Annotated in this window: 17 protein-coding genes; 5 read left to right on the top strand and 12 right to left on the bottom strand. The window is 68.0% G+C overall.

Annotation, left to right across the window (positions count from 1 at the left end; translation table 11 throughout):
• Positions 1-94 precede the first annotated feature (94 nt).
• On the top strand, positions 95-1,468 hold the full coding sequence (locus EV652_RS07870; RefSeq protein WP_132208319.1) for a cystathionine beta-synthase: 1,374 nt from the start codon (positions 95-97) through the stop codon (positions 1,466-1,468).
• 241 nt (positions 1,469-1,709) lie between these two features.
• Here EV652_RS07870 and EV652_RS07865 read toward each other — a convergent pair whose 3' ends face one another.
• Entirely contained in the window at positions 1,710-3,167 is a 1,458-nt protein-coding gene (locus tag EV652_RS07865; protein ID WP_132208318.1) for a flavin-containing monooxygenase, read from the bottom strand.
• A gap of 35 nt (positions 3,168-3,202) precedes the next feature.
• Entirely contained in the window at positions 3,203-4,432 is a 1,230-nt protein-coding gene (locus EV652_RS07860) for a lactate racemase domain-containing protein (RefSeq protein WP_132208317.1), read from the bottom strand.
• A gap of 179 nt (positions 4,433-4,611) precedes the next feature.
• Here EV652_RS07860 and EV652_RS07855 point away from each other — a divergent pair, with 179 nt between their 5' ends.
• Positions 4,612-6,012 (top strand): FAD-binding oxidoreductase, encoded by a 1,401-nt coding sequence (locus EV652_RS07855; protein ID WP_132208316.1) that lies wholly within the window; start codon positions 4,612-4,614, stop codon positions 6,010-6,012.
• Here the strand turns inward: EV652_RS07855 and EV652_RS07850 are convergent.
• Positions 6,001-6,774, bottom strand: a complete 774-nt coding sequence (locus EV652_RS07850) for a hypothetical protein (RefSeq protein WP_132208315.1) — start codon at positions 6,772-6,774, stop codon at positions 6,001-6,003. The two genes, EV652_RS07855 and EV652_RS07850, sit on opposite strands and share 12 nt — an antisense overlap.
• 29 nt (positions 6,775-6,803) lie before the next feature.
• Between EV652_RS07850 and EV652_RS07845 the strand changes: the two genes are divergently transcribed.
• Positions 6,804-7,295 carry an NUDIX domain-containing protein gene (locus EV652_RS07845; protein WP_132208314.1) on the top strand — a complete coding sequence of 164 codons (492 nt, stop codon included), beginning with the start codon at positions 6,804-6,806 and terminating at the stop codon, positions 7,293-7,295.
• A 52-nt stretch (positions 7,296-7,347) separates the two neighbouring features.
• Here the strand turns inward: EV652_RS07845 and EV652_RS07840 are convergent, their stop codons facing one another.
• Together EV652_RS07840 and EV652_RS07835 are read right to left on the bottom strand one after the other, a co-directional pair.
• Complete coding sequence (locus EV652_RS07840) at positions 7,348-8,259, bottom strand: SDR family oxidoreductase (protein ID WP_132208313.1); 912 nt, start codon at positions 8,257-8,259, stop codon at positions 7,348-7,350.
• 146 nt (positions 8,260-8,405) lie between these two features.
• Complete coding sequence (locus tag EV652_RS07835) at positions 8,406-8,981, bottom strand: chloramphenicol phosphotransferase CPT family protein (RefSeq protein ID WP_132208312.1); 576 nt, start codon at positions 8,979-8,981, stop codon at positions 8,406-8,408.
• A gap of 110 nt (positions 8,982-9,091) precedes the next feature.
• Here EV652_RS07835 and EV652_RS07830 point away from each other — a divergent pair, with 110 nt between their 5' ends.
• A complete protein-coding gene (locus EV652_RS07830) occupies positions 9,092-9,919 on the top strand; it encodes an AAC(3) family N-acetyltransferase (RefSeq protein ID WP_132208311.1) in 828 nt (275 codons plus the stop codon).
• Here EV652_RS07830 and EV652_RS07825 read toward each other — a convergent pair.
• Positions 9,916-10,680 carry a DinB family protein gene (locus EV652_RS07825; protein ID WP_132208310.1) on the bottom strand — a complete coding sequence of 255 codons (765 nt, stop codon included), beginning with the start codon at positions 10,678-10,680 and terminating at the stop codon, positions 9,916-9,918. The genes EV652_RS07830 and EV652_RS07825 overlap by 4 nt on opposite strands.
• A 132-nt stretch (positions 10,681-10,812) precedes the next feature.
• Between EV652_RS07825 and EV652_RS07820 the strand changes: the two genes are divergently transcribed.
• Entirely contained in the window at positions 10,813-12,285 is a 1,473-nt protein-coding gene (locus EV652_RS07820; protein ID WP_132208309.1) for a M28 family metallopeptidase, read from the top strand.
• Between the two features lie 43 nt (positions 12,286-12,328).
• On the opposite strand, the gene EV652_RS07815 is transcribed toward EV652_RS07820, so the two are convergent.
• From EV652_RS07815 to EV652_RS07790, 6 genes are all read right to left on the bottom strand, one after another.
• Complete coding sequence (locus EV652_RS07815; protein ID WP_132208308.1) at positions 12,329-12,832, bottom strand: GNAT family N-acetyltransferase; 504 nt, start codon at positions 12,830-12,832, stop codon at positions 12,329-12,331.
• A 79-nt stretch (positions 12,833-12,911) separates the two neighbouring features.
• Positions 12,912-13,730: an alpha/beta fold hydrolase gene (locus tag EV652_RS07810; RefSeq protein WP_132208307.1), complete on the bottom strand. Its 819-nt coding sequence runs from the start codon at positions 13,728-13,730 to the stop codon at positions 12,912-12,914.
• A gap of 79 nt (positions 13,731-13,809) precedes the next feature.
• The gene (locus tag EV652_RS07805) at positions 13,810-14,634 is read right to left on the bottom strand and encodes an alpha/beta fold hydrolase (RefSeq protein ID WP_132208306.1); all 825 of its coding nucleotides are present in this window, start codon (positions 14,632-14,634) and stop codon (positions 13,810-13,812) included.
• A 481-nt stretch (positions 14,635-15,115) separates the two neighbouring features.
• Positions 15,116-15,322: a hypothetical protein gene (locus EV652_RS07800; protein ID WP_132208305.1), complete on the bottom strand. Its 207-nt coding sequence runs from the start codon at positions 15,320-15,322 to the stop codon at positions 15,116-15,118.
• Positions 15,319-15,498, bottom strand: coding sequence for a hypothetical protein (locus tag EV652_RS07795; RefSeq protein WP_132208304.1), 180 nt, complete (start codon positions 15,496-15,498; stop codon positions 15,319-15,321). The genes EV652_RS07800 and EV652_RS07795 overlap by 4 nt, the downstream gene beginning before the upstream one ends.
• 18 nt (positions 15,499-15,516) lie before the next feature.
• Entirely contained in the window at positions 15,517-16,449 is a 933-nt protein-coding gene (locus tag EV652_RS07790) for a hypothetical protein (RefSeq protein WP_132208303.1), read from the bottom strand.
• Positions 16,450-16,638: the final 189 nt, after the last annotated feature.

Raw genomic sequence — 16,638 nt, 5'->3', positions numbered from 1 at the left:
GTCCAGGATTACACGCTGTGACACCCGCGCAAGTGAAATAGGGGAATCGGCACGCCCAGACTTTCCCAGACAGAGACCGCACTACAGTGAAGGTGTGCGTTACGCAGAATCTCTCCTGGACCTGGTCGGCAACACCCCGTTGGTGCGGCTGTCGAAGACGACCGACGGCGCCAAGCCGCTGGTGCTCGCGAAAGTCGAGTACTTCAACCCCGGCGGCTCGGTGAAGGACCGGATCGCGGTCCGGATGATCGAGGCGGCCGAGGCCTCCGGCGACCTCAAGCCGGGTGGCACGATCGTCGAGCCGACCTCCGGCAACACCGGTGTCGGGCTGGCGATGGTGGCCCAGCAGAAGGGCTACAAGTGCGTCTTCGTCTGCCCGGACAAGGTCAGTGAGGACAAGCGCAACGTGCTCAAGGCGTACGGCGCCGAGGTCGTGGTCTGCCCCACGGCGGTGGCACCGGAGCACCCGGACTCGTACTACAACGTCTCCGACCGTCTGGTCCGCGAGATCGACGGCGCCTGGAAGCCGAACCAGTACGCCAACCAGAACAACCCGCGCTCGCACTACGAGACCACCGGCCCCGAGCTCTGGGAGCAGACCGAGGGCCGGATCACCCACTTCGTCGCGGGTGTCGGCACCGGCGGCACGGTCACCGGCACCGGCAAGTACCTCAAGGAGGTCTCCGGCGGCCGGGTGCAGATCATCGGCGCCGACCCGGAGGGCTCGGTGTACTCCGGCGGTACCGGCCGGCCGTACCTGGTCGAGGGTGTCGGCGAGGACTTCTGGCCGGACACGTACGACCGGAACATCTGCGACCGCATCATCGAGGTGTCGGACGCGGACTCGTTCGCGCTGACCCGGCGGCTGGCCCGCGAGGAGGCCATGCTGGTCGGCGGTTCGGCCGGGATGGCGGCCGCGGCCGCGATCCGCCTGGCCCACGAACTCGACGATCCCGAGGCCGTCATCGTCGTACTGCTCCCGGACGGCGGCCGCGGCTACCTGACCAAGGTCTTCAACGACGACTGGCTGGCGCAGTACGGCTTCCTCGCCGATTCCCGGCAGGGGACGACGCTCGGCGACATCCTGGCGAGCAAGGACGGCGGTATGCCGCCGCTCGTCCACACCCATCCGCACGAGACGATCGCCGAGGCGGTCGCCATCCTGCGGGAGTACGGCGTCTCGCAGATGCCCGTGGTCCGGGCGGAGCCGCCGGTGATGGCGGCCGAGGTGGCCGGCGCGGTGTCGTCGCGGACGTTGATGGACGCCCTGTACTCCGGGAAGGCGCGGCTGGCCGACATGGTCGAGCTGCACATGGACCCGGCGCTGCCGTCGCTGGGCGCCGGCGAACCGGTCACCAAGGCGGTCCAGTTGCTCGAGGATCGGGACGCCCTGATGGTGCTGGACGACGGTAAGCCGGTGGGCGTTCTGACCCGGCAGGACCTGCTGGTCCACCTGTCCGTCGACTGACTCAGCCGCGGCTGGCCGCGGCTGAGACTTATCGGTCTACGACCGAGGGCACGATGGCGAGCAGGACCATGACCACGATGCCGATCACGATGGCCGCCGCTCCGGCGAGCTGAAGGATTTCCATACCTCAAGAATCCTTCAGTGGGCGCGTCCGGACATCGGCCCGAGGACCGGTCTTGCCTTCATCCCAAGGTCGTACACCGAGACGCCCGCACTCCTACTTCAGGAGTGCGGGTAACCCCTAGTGGACCAGCACGAAATCAGCCGGATCCAGCCGGCGGGTACGGCGCCAGTAGGACACCGTGAACTCGGGCCAGATGGTCGAGTTCCGGCCCTGGGCGTCCAGGTACCAGCTGTTGCACCCGGACTGCCAGACGGTGCCGTCCAGCTCGCCCTGGATGCCGCCGACGAACCGTTCCTGGGCGTCCTCGCGGACCTCGACGTACGACGCTCCGCGCCGGCGGAGCAGGTGCAGGGCCTGCATGACGTAGCGGACCTGGGCCTCGATCATGAAGACCATCGACGAGTGGCCGAGGAGGGTGTTCGGGCCGACCAGCAGGAACAGGTTCGGGTAGCCGGCGACCGTGATGCCGAGGTGGGCGCCGATGCCGTTGCGCTTCCAGTGGTCGGTCAGATCGACGCCGTCCTTGCCCAGGATCGGCATCCGGGTCAGGTTGGCCGACACCTCGAACCCGGTGCCGAGCACGATCGTGTCGCAGGGCCGCTCGACCCCGTCCGAGGTGACCACACCGGTCGGTGTGATCCGGGTGATCGGGGTGGTGACGACATCCACGTTCGGGCGGGACAGCGCTGGGTAGTAGTCGTTGGAGTAAAGGATCCGCTTGCAGCCGATCTGGTACGCCGGCGTCAGCCTGGCCCGCAGCTCGGGATCGGTGACCTGCTTGTGAAGATGCCGTTTCGCCTGTAGTTCAAGGCCTTTCATCAGCTTCGGGTTGCCCGCGAATCCGACGCCGCGACCCTCAAGACCCCAGTAGATCGCGTTGCGGATGGTGCGTTGCCCGGCCGGGAACCGCTCGTGCAGTCGGCGTTCCCACGGGCCGATCGCACGGTCCGGCTTGGACATGACCCACGGTGGCGTCCGCTGGTACACGTCCAGTTGCCCGACGTCCGGGGCGATCCGCGGCACGAACTGGATCGCCGAGGCGCCTGTGCCGATGACCGCCACGTTCCGCCCCCGCAGGTCCTGCGAGTGATCCCATTGCGCCGAGTGGAACGTCGTACCGGCGAAGGAGTCGAGGCCCGGGATGTCCGGCAGTTTGGGCTGGTGCAGGCTGCCGACGCCGGCGACCAGGGCCTGGGTCTCGATGGTCTCGGACCCGTTGACCGTGACGGTCCACTGGCCGGTCGCCTCGTCGAAGACGGCTTCGGTGACCTCGGCGCCGTACCGGATCTTGCCGGCGACGCCGTACTTGTCCGCACAGTGCTTGAGGTAGGCAAGGATCTCGTTCCAGGGCGCGAACATCCGGGTCCAGCGCGGGTTCTGCTCGAACGAGAACGAGTAGAGGTACGACGGGATGTCGCAGGCGCAGCCGGGATAGGTGTTGTCCCGCCAGGTGCCGCCGAGTTCGCCGGCCTTCTCCAGGATGACGAAGTTCTCGCACCCGGCCTGCCGCAACTTGATCCCCATGCACAACCCGGCGAACCCGGACCCCACGATGACGACCTCGGCCTCTGTCATAGCAGCCGAGGTTACCGGCGGGTCACACTCGCGGGCTAGTGCTTCAGGCGGTGGAGGATCTCGCCGGCGTTCGGGATCACGAGAGTGTCGGGGTCGTTCTCGTACGCCGTCAGGTCGACGTCGGCCGGATCCAGGTAGGCCAGGTTGGCCCGGCGTACGACGTCCTCGGGAATGCCGGTCGCGAGGGTGACGTGGACGCGGAGGTGCTCACCGGTCGCGGGGTCCCAGGTGCCGGCGCCGCGGAGGTGGGTGGAGTGCGCGAGGACGCCCCAGTGCAGGTCGCGGAACTTCTCCCACTGACCGAGGAAGTAGTCGCGGCAGTGGTAGCCGATCTCCTCGATCTCCGGGTGCATCGCGGCGAGCTCAGTGACGTGCGGCGCGTAGAGGATGACTTCGCCGCCGTCGGCGACGATCGGCTCGACCTTGTAGAAGCCCTTGGCCGCCGTCCAGATGTCCTGGTACCTGGTCGGCATCACCGACACGACCCGATGGACCGGGTGATCGAGGTAGCGGACGTGGGTCTGCGCGGAGACCTCGGCGGCGGCGCGCCAGGACGAGATCGTGTCGCCGAAAGCCACCGCGTGCAGGGCGTTCGTGCCCGACTGTGCGACCACCGACAGGGCGAGCTTCTGCGCCGGGATCAGCGCGGCGGCCTCGTCGATCAAGGCCCGGACTGGAGTGATGCCCGGCGTACCGATGATGCTCGCGCTGGTGATCAGGGCGCCGAGCCAGTGGGAGAAGTCGATGACCTCCTGACCGGCCACGCCCGGGAAGAAGTACTTGTTGCCGCCTGAGAAGCCGACCACCTCGTGCGGGAACACCGGGCCGACGACCAGCGCCACATCGTGCTCGACCACGGCCCGGTTGAGTTTCACCGGTACTTCGTCGCGCAGCATCTCGTCGGAGATCTCACCGATCCGGTCCGCGCTGATCGTGCCGAGATCGGCGAAGGTGTCGGGTTTCCACCACTCGTGGTTGAGCACGCCGTCGTACTCGCCGCCGAGGTGCGTGCGCAGCTGGTCCGGCGTCATCTCCGCGTGGGTGCCCAGGGCAACCAAGATGGTGAGCTTGCTGACCCGGCCGTCGAGGGCTTGGTGCACCGCCGTCAGCAGCAGCGGCAGCGGGCAGCTGCGGGTGGCGTCCGGGACGATCACGCAGACGCTGCGGCCCTCCAGCCCGGCACCGCTGAGGGAGTCGCCGATGAAGCTCGTCACCTCGTCCTCGGTCAGCACCTGGCCGGGTCCACCGATCACCGCCGCATCCATGGGCTCCAGCCTAGTGCCTCGGGGACGGCTCCGAGCCGTGATCGATCGGGGACCGTTGGTAGACAGAGGGATCACGTCATCGGCGGGTAAGGAGTCGAGCCGTTGACCGGCCCGGGCGGTCGGCGCAGGATCGGCGTGTCAGGTGGGGAGCGCCGACACCATCAAGGGGGAGTTGGACCATGTCCGACACGATCGAACGGCCGGCAGGGGCGAGACCGGAAGGTTTCGGGGGAGTCGTGCTGCAGGCGGGAGATGCGGCGTACGACGAGGCCCGAACGGTTTTCAACGCGATGATCGACAAGCGGCCGACGATGATCGCGCAGTGCGAGTCGGCGGCCGACGTGGTGGCGGCGGTGAAGTACGGCGTCGCGCGGGAGCTGGAGGTCGCCGTCCGGGGAGGCGGCCACAGCGTTGCCGGGGCCGGCGTGACCGACGGCGGTCTGGTGGTGGACCTGCGCCGGATGAACAGCGTCCAGGTGGACCCGGCAGGGCGGATCGCCCGGGTCGGCGGCGGTGCGACGTGGGGCGACTTCGACCGCGCCTGCCAGCCGTACGGTCTGGCCACCACCGGCGGCCGGGTGTCGACGACCGGGGTCGCGGGACTGACTCTCGGTGGCGGATCGGGGTGGCTGGAGCGGAAGTTCGGGCTGGCCTGCGACAACCTGATCTCGGTCGAACTCGTCACCGCGGACGGCCGGCTGCTGATCGCGGACGAGACGAAGAACACCGAGCTGTTCTGGGCGCTGCACGGCGGTGGCGGCAACTTCGGGGTGGCGACGTCGCTGACGTTCCGGTTGGAGGACGTGCCGACGAGCACGCTGGCGATGCTGATGTGGCCCGCCGAGGCTGGTCCTGCCGTGGTCCGCGCGTACCGGGACATGATCGAGGAGGGCGTGTCCGAGAACCTCGGTGGTGGCGTGATCTACCTGACCGGGCCGCCGGAGCCGTTCGTACCCGAGCATCTGCAAGGGCAGCTGGTGGTGGCCGCCGGTGCGGTGTACGCCGGTCCCGAGGCGGAAGCGCGGGATGCGTTCGCGGCGATGTTCGCGCTCGATCCGGTTGGTGAGTTCGTCGCGGAGATGCCGTACGCCGATCTGAACTCGGCGCTGGACGATCCGCCGGGGCATCGCAACTACTGGTCGGCCGAGCATCTGTCCTCGTTCCCTGACCCCGCCGTACAGGTGTTCAACGAGCGGGCGATGGAGATGCCGTCGCCGTCACCGTCGCAGCAGATCGCCCTCCCGTGGGGCGGGGAGGTCCTGCGCGGCGCTGACAAGTGGCCGCTGCCGCACCGACGGGCCGCGTGGGTGGTGCACCCGTTCGGGCTGTGGTCGGACCCGGCCGACGACGCGCGCGGGCGGCAGTGGTCGCGGGACCTGTGCACCGACCTGAAGGAGTGGGCGACCGGGTACGTGTACCTGAACTTCATCGGCAACGAGGGCCAGGACCGGGTGATCGCCGGGTTCGGGCAGGAGAACTACGACCGGCTGTCGCGGGTCAAGTGCGAGTACGACCCCGAGAACGTGTTCCACCTCAACCAGAACATCCTCCCCGGCTGGCCGGAGAAATCAGCCGACTGAGTGAGGCGACGTCTGGTGGTCCCGTTTGTTGTGGGGTAGGCGGGACCACTGGGCGGCGGCGACGACGGCGTACGTGATCGCGGCCAGCGGTACCGACCAGAGCCGGAAGAATGGCAGCTGCCCGGCGGCCGCGGTCGCCGCGAAGATCACCCCGAAGACGGACAGTCCGGCGACGGTGCCTCGTCGCCGGCTGTCGAGCGCCGTACTCGGGAGTGGGCCCAGGTGCCGATCGAGTACGACGGACATCGCCGACAACCCGACCATGGCCGCGACGGCGAACATGATCCCGCCGGGGAGACCGCCGAGGACGATCGCGAACGCGTTGGCCGCGGTCAGAACGGCGACCACGACCGCCATATCCAGCGCGCCGAAGGTCAGCTGGCTCATCCGCCGCTTTCCCAGGTCGATATCGTCCGCCGTCTTCTGTGCGCCCGGTTCGCCGGTCAGCCGCTGGACGGTCAGGATCAGGCCGGTGATCAGGACGATGAGGATCAGTACGCCGACCACGGACAGGACTGCGGACTTCGCCGGCGAGATGAAGTCCTGGACGTTGCCGCTGCCGAAGTCGCAGCTCGCCTGGGGCGGGAACCAGCCGGTGTGCACCTCGACGTTCGCGCTGTCGGCGCCACCGAACCGCAACGCGCACGCCTCGGCCGGATCGAACCAGCTCGGCATCGACGTGGTGACCGCGACTGTCCACGCCAGCCCCAACACGAGCGCGATCCCGAGCAGGGTTCCCGCACGCCTTCTGATCCTCTCCACGCGCCCCAACCTAGGCCACACTTCCACCCATGACGGCATACGAGGGGTCATACCTGTGGGACATCCGGCAGCAGGTCGGCTCCCGCCTGCTGCTGATGCCCGGCGCCCAGGTCCTGGTGGTGGACGACGCCGAGCGGGTGCTGTTTCAACGGAGTCGGGACTCCGGGTTGTGGGAGCTGCCCGCCGGAGCGGCCGAGCCGGGCGGGAGCTTCCGGAGTACGGCGGCACGCGAGCTCCTCGAGGAGACCGGGCTGCTGGTGGCGGAGGACGACCTGGTCCCCTTCGCTTCGCTGTCCGAGGCGGATCTTCACACTCTCACCTACCCGAACGGCGACGTCCTCCACTGCTTCGCCCTGTGCGTCGAGGCCCGCCGCTGGACCGGCGAACTCACGGCGGACCCGGACGAGGTCCTGGAGCTCGCCTTCTTCGACGAGCCGCCTCGCGACCTCCATCCGCCAACGCGAGTGGTGCTGGAGTTGTACGAGGCCTATCGCGCGTCAGGGCTGTTTCAGGCTCGGTAGGCAAGCTGCCCGTGGCTCGGCGCCTAGATGACCGGCACCGGGCGCGACGCGGCTACGGCAGTTGACCTGCCTGGTCGCGGAGGAAGTCGGTGGCTGAGCGAGGCGTGATTCCCCTTTGGCGTAAGGGTTCGTCGTCCCAGGTGATGGCGTGCTGGTCTTGGAGGAGACCGACGCCGAACGCGGATGCGAGCCCGTCGTTGGTGTGGTTGAGGATGCGGACCGAGAGCCGGGCGAGCGTCCGCGGCATCCGCTGCACCTTCATCGTGCGGTGGGTCAGGTCCTCAGCGATCGCGATCGCCTCGTTCCTGCTGAGTGCCTCCGGCCCGCCGAACACGACCAGCGCCGGCGGATCGGGCTCGACCGCCACCGCCGCCACCAGTGCCGCGGCATCATCGGTGCTCAACCACCGCACCTTGTTGTCACCCTTCCCGAACACCGACACCTTGCCCGCAGCGATATCGAACCGCCCCAGCGGCCCGAGATGGATCTCCTGGAACGCATCCGGCCGGACGACGACACGCCGCAGACCCGACCGTGCGAGCCGTTGCTCCGTGGCCAGCTTCGCCTTCCCGATGGGCGTCCCGAGCGCGGCGTCCACACCGGCGAACGAGAGGTAGACGAACCGCCGTACGCCGGCCGTCTCCGCCGCGTCCACCAGCGACCCCATCCCCACCTCATCGGCCTCGCGAATCGACGGTCCCGGTACGCCGGCCAACCGCCGCGCGATCACCGTCGCGGTAGCGATCACGGTGTCGATGCCCTGACACGCCTCGACCAGACTCGCCGGATCAGTCAGATCCCCACGAACGACCTTCGCCCCCAGCTCCTCGAGCCGCCCACCATCCGACCCCTCCCGGACCAGGCACCGCACCTCATGCCCTTGCCCGAGCAACAACCGAACGACCCGTCCACCAAGCTCCCCGGTACCCCCGACCACCAGCAACATCACCACCACCCCCACCACGACCGTGAACCTCTTCTTCCCCAGCCGCAACCCCTCAGGGCCAAACCAGATCGGCAGCACAGCCCGAACCGACCCTCAGCACGAGGCGCGGCCGGGTCGATCGACGTGTTGCTGATGGCAACTTGAGTGCGTCCGATCGGTTGCCGTCATTGAGCGCGTAGTTGGGTGAAGGCTGTGGGCGGGCCTTCGTGGAGGCGGTCGCGGATCTGCGCCGCGCACTCGGCCGGAGTGTGCTGCTCCGTGTCGACCTCTACGTCGTACACGCCGTGCTGGTGGACGAGTGGGAACTGGGCCTCGGCTCGGCCGATCGTTCGGTTGCCGCGGTCGCGTTCGCGTCGTTGGAGTTCGGGGAGCGAGCATCGGACGCCGACGAACAGCACCTGGTGTTCGCTGAGGACGGAGAGACAGTCCGCGAGGCGCCACCGTTCGCCGAGGACGTAGTCCATCACCACATCGTTGCCGGCCGCCACCATCCCGGCGACGGCCCGGTGGAACCCGAGCACGGTCCGCTGGAAGATCGGGAGGAACTCCTCCTCGGACCAGTCGCGCCGCGAGCGGACCCGGTGAAACCCGTCGATCCCCAGGTGAAACCACGCGCCGTCCAGCACGGTGAGCAGTTCCGCCGCGATGCTCGACTTTCCTGAACTCGACGTGCCGTTCAGCAGAATCACGCGTCCAGCCCGCGCACCCGCAACCACCTCATGCGACACGCTGATCGTCATGCGTGTAACTGCTCGGTGATGGGTGCGCCAATCGGGTAGCGGTCGAGCTTGTCCTCAGTCATCGCGAAAATGCTAGGCGAAAACCGCGGGCGAGCTGGGATCATTTTGCGATGGTCAGCGCAGCGGAGATCGCCGACGGGCTCAGACAGTTGGGGCTGGATCGGTCGTCCAGCGTGATCGTCCATTCGTCGTTGAAGTCCTTCGGGTACGTCGACGGAGGCGCCGAAGCAGTGTGCGACGCGCTGACCGACACCTGCGGGACCGTGCTGGCGCCGGCCGGGACGTGGGACTTCACCGGTATCGGCCCGCCGCCCGGAACCGCCCGCCCGCACAACGCCTACGACCCCGCGCCGACGTGGGAGGCCTTCGACGAAGAGCTCACCCGAGCGACCGCCTTCAGCCCGGACCTCCCGATCGACCGCGAACTCGGCCGCATCCCCGAAACACTCCGCCTGACACGCACCCCCGCACGCACCGCACACCCGCTGTTCTCCTACATCGCAGTCGGTCCCGCGGCCGACCAACTCCTGGCAGCCCAACGTCCCGACTGGCCCCTGGGCCCGATCGAGGAACTCGGCGGACTGAACGGCGACGTACTCCTCCTAGGTGTCGACCACACGACCAACACCACCATCCACCTGGCCGAACAACTCCTCGGCCGCTCCCGCTTCTACCGCTACGCGAAGACCGCGGACCGCGTCTGGTCCGAGTTCCCCAACATTCCCGGCGACAGCCACGAATTCGACACGATCGAGCCCACTCTGCGATCCGCAACCCGGGAAACCACCATCAGCAACTGCCGAGCCCGCAAGATCCCCGTCACCGCAGTACTGGCCGCCACCCGCCAACTCGTCCTCGCCGACCCAGCCGCCCTCCTCTGCACCACGCCAACCTGCAGATGCGCAGCCGCCCACCAGCAACGCCTGGCCGTGCTCTAGTTGCCGGAGAGGATGTCGAGGTCGCGTTCCGCGTACAGCCGGTGTTGCCATTCCTCGTTGAGGACCATGAGGAGGCAGTCGCGGACCGGGTAGCTCACAGAGTCGGGCCAGCCGGGTTCAGGGACGGGGGTGGTGTGGGTCTCGAGTTGCTCGTCGGTGAGCTCGTCGACGTACCGCCGTACCACGGCCATCCGATCCTTGCGCAAGGCAAGGACCTCGTCGAGTGACGGGCGTACGGCGCGATCCCACGGAACGCCGGGGACATCGCCCATCCCGTCGAACGGGAGGTCGAGCGCGTCCCACGGCCGCGGATCGCCGAGGATCACCCGCCCGACCCAGGCGTCGGTCGCGAACACCAGGTGGCGCAGCGTCTCGATGAACGACCACTCGCCGTCGACCCGCTCGTGCAGGAGCTCCGGCCGCATCGCCCGGGCCCGCGCGACCGTCCCGTCCCACAGGTGTTCGACGATGTCCCACGCCGTACGGAATCCCGCCGGATCGGTCGGACGCATCTTGACCCGATCCGGATAGCGGCGGTCCAGTTCGGCGTACACGAACGGCGCGACGTCCACTCCGTTGATGACCAGGCCCTCGACGTCGCCGTCGACCGTCACGGTGCTGAGGTCCACGCCGCGCATCCTCGCTCCGGTCAGGACCACCTGTTCGAACCGCGCGTCCCGCAGATCCACAGCGCGGAAGAACGTTCCCGTCAGATCGACCCGCTCGATCCGCTTCCCTGACAACCCGTCGGTGAACCTCATAGCCTCACGGTAGAACAGGTTCCGGACGATTCCCTTCCGGAACGCTGACCTCTGGCCGACCGCTGTCGGCTCGGTTACATTGCGAGAGCGTGAGGCCTGGGGGAACTGGTCTATCCGCTTGTGGGGGGAACCATGCGTGTGTTCCGTCGTGGCGCCGTCGGCGCCGTCAGTCTCGTCGCGGCCTTCGCTCTGGTCGCCGTCCAACAGATCCCGGCCGCGGCCGCGGCCGTTCCGGCAGAGGAGTACGCCAAGCTGCTGGTCAAGAAGGTCTCCGGAGAGAACGTCAAGAAGCACATGGTCGCTTTGCAGACGATCGCCAGCCAGAACGGCGGTAACCGCGCCGCCGGCACCAAGGGCTACGACCTGTCGGCCGAGTACGTCGCTCAGCAGTTGGAGCTGGCCGGCTACAAGGTCACACTCGACCCGATCAACTTCGTCGAAGCCTGGGTGGAGAACAGCCCGCCCATCCTGAGCCAGGTGACACCGACACCGAAGACCTACGTCAGCAACTCCGAGTTCTTCACCTTCCGGCCGTCACCCGCGGGTGACGTGACCGCCCTGGTGCAGGGTGTCGACCTGACGCTGCCGCCGGCGCCGGTCTCGTCGTCCACGAGCGGCTGCGAGATGTCCGACTTCGCCGGGTTCGACGCCGGCAACATCGCGCTCATCCAGCGTGGCACCTGCCCGTTCGCCACCAAGGTGCGCAACGCCGGGTTCGCCGGCGCCGGCGGCATCATCATCTTCAACGAGGGTCAGCCGGGCCGAACCGACGCGTTCCCGCTCGACATCGGCGAGTGGCGGGCCGGCGTCCCGATGGTCTTCGCCAGCTTCGCCATCGGCAACGAGCTGGCCGCGAACCCGAACACGACCGTCCGGCTCAAGGTCGACTCCACGCTGACGCTGGGAACCGACTACAACGTGATCGGCGAAACCCGCAAGGGCGACCCGAACAACGTCGTCATGGTCGGTGCCCACCTCGACAGCGTCCCCGCCGGTCCAGGGATCAACGACAACGGCTCGGGGACGGCGGCCATCCTCGAGACCGCGATTCAGATCGGGAACTTCCCGCTGAAGAACCAGGTCCGGTTCGCCTTCTGGGCCGCCGAAGAGATCGGTCTGCTCGGGTCCGACCAGTACGTCGAGGGCCTGACCGCCGCCGAGCGGGACCGGATCAGGCTGTACCTCAACTTCGACATGATCGCCTCGCCGAACTACGCCTACAAGCTGTACGACGGCGACAACTCCGACGGTACGGGCGCACCGGCCGGACCGCCCGGCTCGGAGGAGATCGAGAAGCAGCTGGCGAGCTTCTTCACCAGCCGCAACCTGGCCACCGTCGGCACCGACTTCGACGGTCGCTCCGACTACGGCCCGTTCATCGCGATCGGCATCCCCGCCGGCGGCATCTTCACCGGCGCCGAAGGCATCAAGACAGCGGCCGAAGCGGCCCTGTTCGGCGGTACGGCGGGAGTCGCCTACGACATCTGCTACCACCAGGCCTGCGACACCATCGCCAACCCCAACCTCACGGCCTTGGACGTCAACGCCGACGCCATCGCCGACTCCACCGCCCGCTACGCCTTCAACCTCACCTCCATCCCGTAGTTCACGGAGGTGCTGACAGCCCGGGTCGCTACGGCCCGGGCTGTCAGGTGCGCAGTGACTTGGTGAACATCAGGTTGGCTCCGTCGTCGTTGCGGACGGTTTCGCCGGGTGGGACCGGCTGGTTGTCGTACATTAGGCCGCGGCCGTCGGGGATGTAGCCGCGGCGGACGTACATGCGCTGGGCTGTGCCGTAGTCGACGTACAGACCGACGCCGATGCCGACGACCGCGGACCGTTCGGCGACCCGGGACTCGGCGGCGTCCATCAGGCCGCTGCCGATCCCGCGGCGACGGTACGGCGGGAGGACGTTGAAGTCCTGGATCTCCGGGATCGCGCCGAAGTACGCCGACTCCCACCGCACCGTCACGTAGCCGACGAACTGGTCGTCGACCGTCGCCACCAGTACATCGCGCTTGCCGGCCTGCTGCTCAGCCAGATAGGCCTCGTACTGACGCACCGGCTTGTCCCAACCGATGGCAGTGAACGCCGCCGAGATCACCTCCGGATCCCCGTCCCGCAACGCCCGGATCGCATACCCAGCAGCCATCGGCAGCCCCTTCCGCTCCCGCCGAAGGGTAATCGACCCACCGCCATCCGGTCGCCGGGTTTTCCACAGACCGCTCGGGTCAGCGTGTTGCTCGGGCGGCCCGTTCGATGACCTTGGTGACTGCGCTCGGGTTGGTGATCAGGACGAGGTGGCCGGCTTTGACCCGGGTGATCTTGGCGCCTGCGCGCTCGGCCATGAACTCCTGCGCGGTCGGCGTGATGATGAGATCGCGGGTGCCGAGCACGTACCAGGACGGGATCGTGGCGTACGCCGGCGGACCTGACACGTCGTTTCCGGCGGCCAACGTGAGCGGCCGCTGCGACGGGTACAAGAGTTCGGCCTCGCGGCGCGGCACCCCGGACGCGAACGACGTCAGGAAGGTCTCGCGCTTGAGGTACAGATCCACGTCACCGGCAGGCCCACCAGGGTAGGGGACGAAGTCGAAGACTGTGGTGGGGTCGGGGACGGCCAATGCGGAGTCCGCGCCGGCCAGCGGGAAGATCGACTCTCCCTGTCCGGGGGCGAACCCGTCGACGTACACCAGCGCCTTGACGTTCGGATTGCCGGTCGCCGCGTTCGTGATGACGGCACCGCCGTACGAGTGACCGACCAGCACAACGGGCCCGGACAGTGTGGAGAGGAAAAGCCTGATGGTTGCGGCGTCGCTCTCGAGGCGGCGCAGTGGGTTCGGTGGCACTCGGATGGTGTAACCCTCCGACTGGAGGCGGCTCGTGACCTTGGCCCAACTGGATCCGTCGGCCCAGGCACCATGGACCAGGACGACGGTGGGCTTGGGCTTATCCGAGTGCGACGCCGCGGCGGGCGTCACCGCGGTCAGTACGACGGCCAAGACCGCCAGCAGCACGGTCAACGTACGGGGCAATCGGTTCCTGCTCATGACACGTCCTCTCGTCAGGCGATCATCGCCGGGGGAGGGCGTTTGGGCATGACGAAGTACTTTGTGGTGCGGGTGATCTCTAGGACTGAATGAATTCCAGCAGGTCGGCGTTGACGACGTCGGCGTGTGTGGTGGGCATGCCGTGCGGGAGGTCCTTGTAGGTCTTGAGGATCCCGTTCTTCAGCAACTCCGCCGATCGAGGGCCGGAGGCGACGTACGGCACGATCTGGTCGTCCTCGCTGTGCATCACCAGCACCGGGATGCTGATCTTCTTCAGGTCCTCGGTGAAGTCGGTCTGGGAGAAGGCGACGATGCCGTCGTAGTGGGCCTTCGCGCCGCCCATCATGCCCTGGCGCCACCAGTTGGCGATGACCGCCTCGGACGACTCCGCGCCCGGCCGGTTGAACCCATAGAACGGTCCGGAGGGCAGCGCTCGGTAGAACTCCGAGCGGTTCGCCGCGAGCTGTGCCTGCAGGTCGTCGAAGACTTCCTTGGGCAGGCCGTCCGGGTTGGCGTCGGTCTTCACCATCAGCGGTGGCACCGCGCAGAGCAGTGCGGCCTTGGCGGCGCGGCTTTCGCCGTGCCGGGCCAAGTAGTGCGTGACTTCGCCTCCGCCGGTCGAATGGCCGACGTGGATCGCATCGTGCAGGTCGAGGTGTTCGACGACCGCGGCCAGGTCATCGGCGTAGTGGTCCATGTCGTGACCGTCGGCGGTCTGGGTGGACCGGCCGTGACCGCGGCGGTCGTGAGCGATGACGCGATAGCCGTGCTGCAGGAAGAACAGCAGCTGGGTGTCCCAGTCGTCGGCCGACAGCGGCCAACCATGACTGAACACGATCGGCTGGCCCTCGCCCCAGTCCTTGTAGAAGATCTCGGTGCCGTCGCTGGTGGTGATCGTCCCCACGGTGTTGCCCCCTTGAACGCGCGAAAACCCTTGTCAACAACAGGTTCCAGGGGCGGCCCCACGCCACCCTAACCCGCGACGGCCGATCTGAGGACCCCATCAGACCACCGGGAATAGTTGACCTAGCAGCTTGCCTTTCAGCCAACGGTTTTCGCGGCGCCGACGACTTGCCACGCCGGCTACGACCCTCTTCGTTCAGTGGTGGTCCAGTGCGCGTAGGTCATCGATGCTCTCGTCGATCAACCGCGCTGACGGGCCGAGCCTTGCCCCTATTCCTTTGGACGCAGTTTTCGCATCCAGCTGGGCCGTCGTGTGAGTCGTCGTCTGGGCCGTCGTACGGGCTGTCGTGCGGGGAGGGACCGCCGGCGGGACGCCGTACGAGACCGGTGACAGCACTATCGTGCCCTCCACGGTCAGGATCCGCAGTCCGAGCAGCCGGGCTACCAGTGAGGTGTGTACAACAGCGCCGCCGGCGAGGGTGTTAGTTCCGGCTGTGCTCGTCCAGATAGCTGTCGAGTCCGTTGCTCCCGCTCCCGGCGCGGGAAGGCTTGCCGCGTTGACGGCGAGCCTCGTCGAGCCGCTGCGACGCCGCCTGGAGCGCTTCGACAATCTGTACATAGCGTTCACGTCCCGCCTTGGCTCCGAGCACGTACCCCACGCCGAACACCGCGAGACTGCGCAGCTTCATTTCTTGTCCTTCTGCCGCCGCGACGACACCACCGCGCTCGCAGCGCTCATGCCGATCGCCGCGGCAGCGGCGGCAAGGCTGTTGCGCACAGCACTACGGCGCATCGCGTTCGTCGCGTTGGTCGCGATCGGCTCGACCACCCGCTCCCACCGGCTCTTCCTGTGCAGCAGTCCCATGGTCGTCTCCACTTCTGATTAGCGTCGCTTCGATCCGGACGAGCGTTTGAGGGCGGTCACCAGCTCGGGCTTGCTCATGGCCGACCTGCCCTTGACGTCCTCAGCCGTGGCGAGGTTCAACAGGTCCGTCTTGGTCATCTCGTTGAGGTCGGCGGTGGTCTGAGCCCGCCCGTCGCGCTTGCGCTGTGCGCTGACTCTGGCGCGGGACCGGACCTGTTCGGCCTCGCGGACCCGTTCGTCGGCGCTCTGGGCCTCGCGGTTGGCGTTCGCGGCGAGCTGCGCGGCCTGCCGGTGTGCTTCTTCGGCTGCCGCCTTCGTCGCTTCCGTGGCCTCGTCGGCCAGTCGCCTGGCCTCCGCAAGGCTGGCCGTCGCGTCGGCCATCGTCTGCTTGGCCTTCGACTGCGCCGCCTCTGCCTCCTCGCGAGCCTTCGCGACCCGGTCGTCCGCCTCTGCCTTCGCCCGTTGCACCACGCGGTCGGCGTCTGCCTGCGCCGACGCACGAGCCCGCTCGACCCGCGCATCGGCCTCGCGGCGGGCCTCGGCGACCTTCTCGCTGACCTCCTGCGCCTGCTCCCCTTCGACCTCACGCACGTACGCCCGGCACCGCTCGGCGACCTGACGCGCTTCGTCGCTCCTTGCCTTCGCCTCCTCGGCCTCGCGGACTGCCGCTGCCTCGGCCTGCTGGGCCTCGTCGGCCGCGGCTCTGGCTCGCTGCAGCTTCAGTTCGATCGAGTCACCCACGGGCAGCGCGTCCAGGACAGAAGCCCCGGCCTGGCGGGCGATGTCCACCAGCCCGCCTCCGGCTGCGTGCGTCGCGCTGCCGGCCGCGTCCTTCGTCGCTTCCAGCGGCGTCAACGCCTTCGACAGCAACCACGTCGTGTTCCGCGGCAATTCCTTGACCCCGGTTCCCCACGCCTTCACCAGCCTGCCCGCGGCACCTGTTCCGGCCATGTCGCTGCCTCCCTGATCCTGATCATGTACACACCACCAGGCCCCCAGCCACTCGGCCGGTACCCGGCGTCAACCACCACAAACGAAACTCACCCCACCCGATAAGCCATGCGCGCAGCGTGGCCCGCGCCCTACCGCTCGAGTACGGCCACCCAGCGGTACGGGCGCAGTACGGGCAGTGCGGCGCCA

It is taken from the genome of Kribbella steppae, from assembly GCF_004342025.1.
Taxonomy (GTDB): Bacteria; Actinomycetota; Actinomycetes; order Propionibacteriales; family Kribbellaceae; genus Kribbella; species Kribbella steppae.
This window is presented reverse-complemented; position numbering and strand designations above follow the sequence as displayed.

What these genes read in the sequence shown, in the direction of transcription:
- EV652_RS07795 (WP_132208304.1), bottom strand. Translation starts at nt 15,498, where the DNA reads ATGGGACTGCTGCACAGGAAGAGCCGGTGGGAGCGGGTGGTCGAGCCG.
- EV652_RS07815 (WP_132208308.1), bottom strand. Translation starts at nt 12,832, where the DNA reads ATGGCTGCTGGGTATGCGATCCGGGCGTTGCGGGACGGGGATCCGGAG.
- EV652_RS07830 (WP_132208311.1), top strand. Translation starts at nt 9,092, where the DNA reads ATGGTCAGCGCAGCGGAGATCGCCGACGGGCTCAGACAGTTGGGGCTG.
- EV652_RS07855 (WP_132208316.1), top strand. Translation starts at nt 4,612, where the DNA reads ATGTCCGACACGATCGAACGGCCGGCAGGGGCGAGACCGGAAGGTTTC.
- EV652_RS07820 (WP_132208309.1), top strand. Translation starts at nt 10,813, where the DNA reads ATGCGTGTGTTCCGTCGTGGCGCCGTCGGCGCCGTCAGTCTCGTCGCG.
- EV652_RS07835 (WP_132208312.1), bottom strand. Translation starts at nt 8,981, where the DNA reads ATGACGATCAGCGTGTCGCATGAGGTGGTTGCGGGTGCGCGGGCTGGA.
- EV652_RS07790 (WP_132208303.1), bottom strand. Translation starts at nt 16,449, where the DNA reads ATGGCCGGAACAGGTGCCGCGGGCAGGCTGGTGAAGGCGTGGGGAACC.
- EV652_RS07800 (WP_132208305.1), bottom strand. Translation starts at nt 15,322, where the DNA reads ATGAAGCTGCGCAGTCTCGCGGTGTTCGGCGTGGGGTACGTGCTCGGA.
- EV652_RS07825 (WP_132208310.1), bottom strand. Translation starts at nt 10,680, where the DNA reads ATGAGGTTCACCGACGGGTTGTCAGGGAAGCGGATCGAGCGGGTCGAT.
- EV652_RS07810 (WP_132208307.1), bottom strand. Translation starts at nt 13,730, where the DNA reads ATGAGCAGGAACCGATTGCCCCGTACGTTGACCGTGCTGCTGGCGGTC.
- EV652_RS07845 (WP_132208314.1), top strand. Translation starts at nt 6,804, where the DNA reads ATGACGGCATACGAGGGGTCATACCTGTGGGACATCCGGCAGCAGGTC.
- EV652_RS07860 (WP_132208317.1), bottom strand. Translation starts at nt 4,432, where the DNA reads ATGGATGCGGCGGTGATCGGTGGACCCGGCCAGGTGCTGACCGAGGAC.
- EV652_RS07865 (WP_132208318.1), bottom strand. Translation starts at nt 3,167, where the DNA reads ATGACAGAGGCCGAGGTCGTCATCGTGGGGTCCGGGTTCGCCGGGTTG.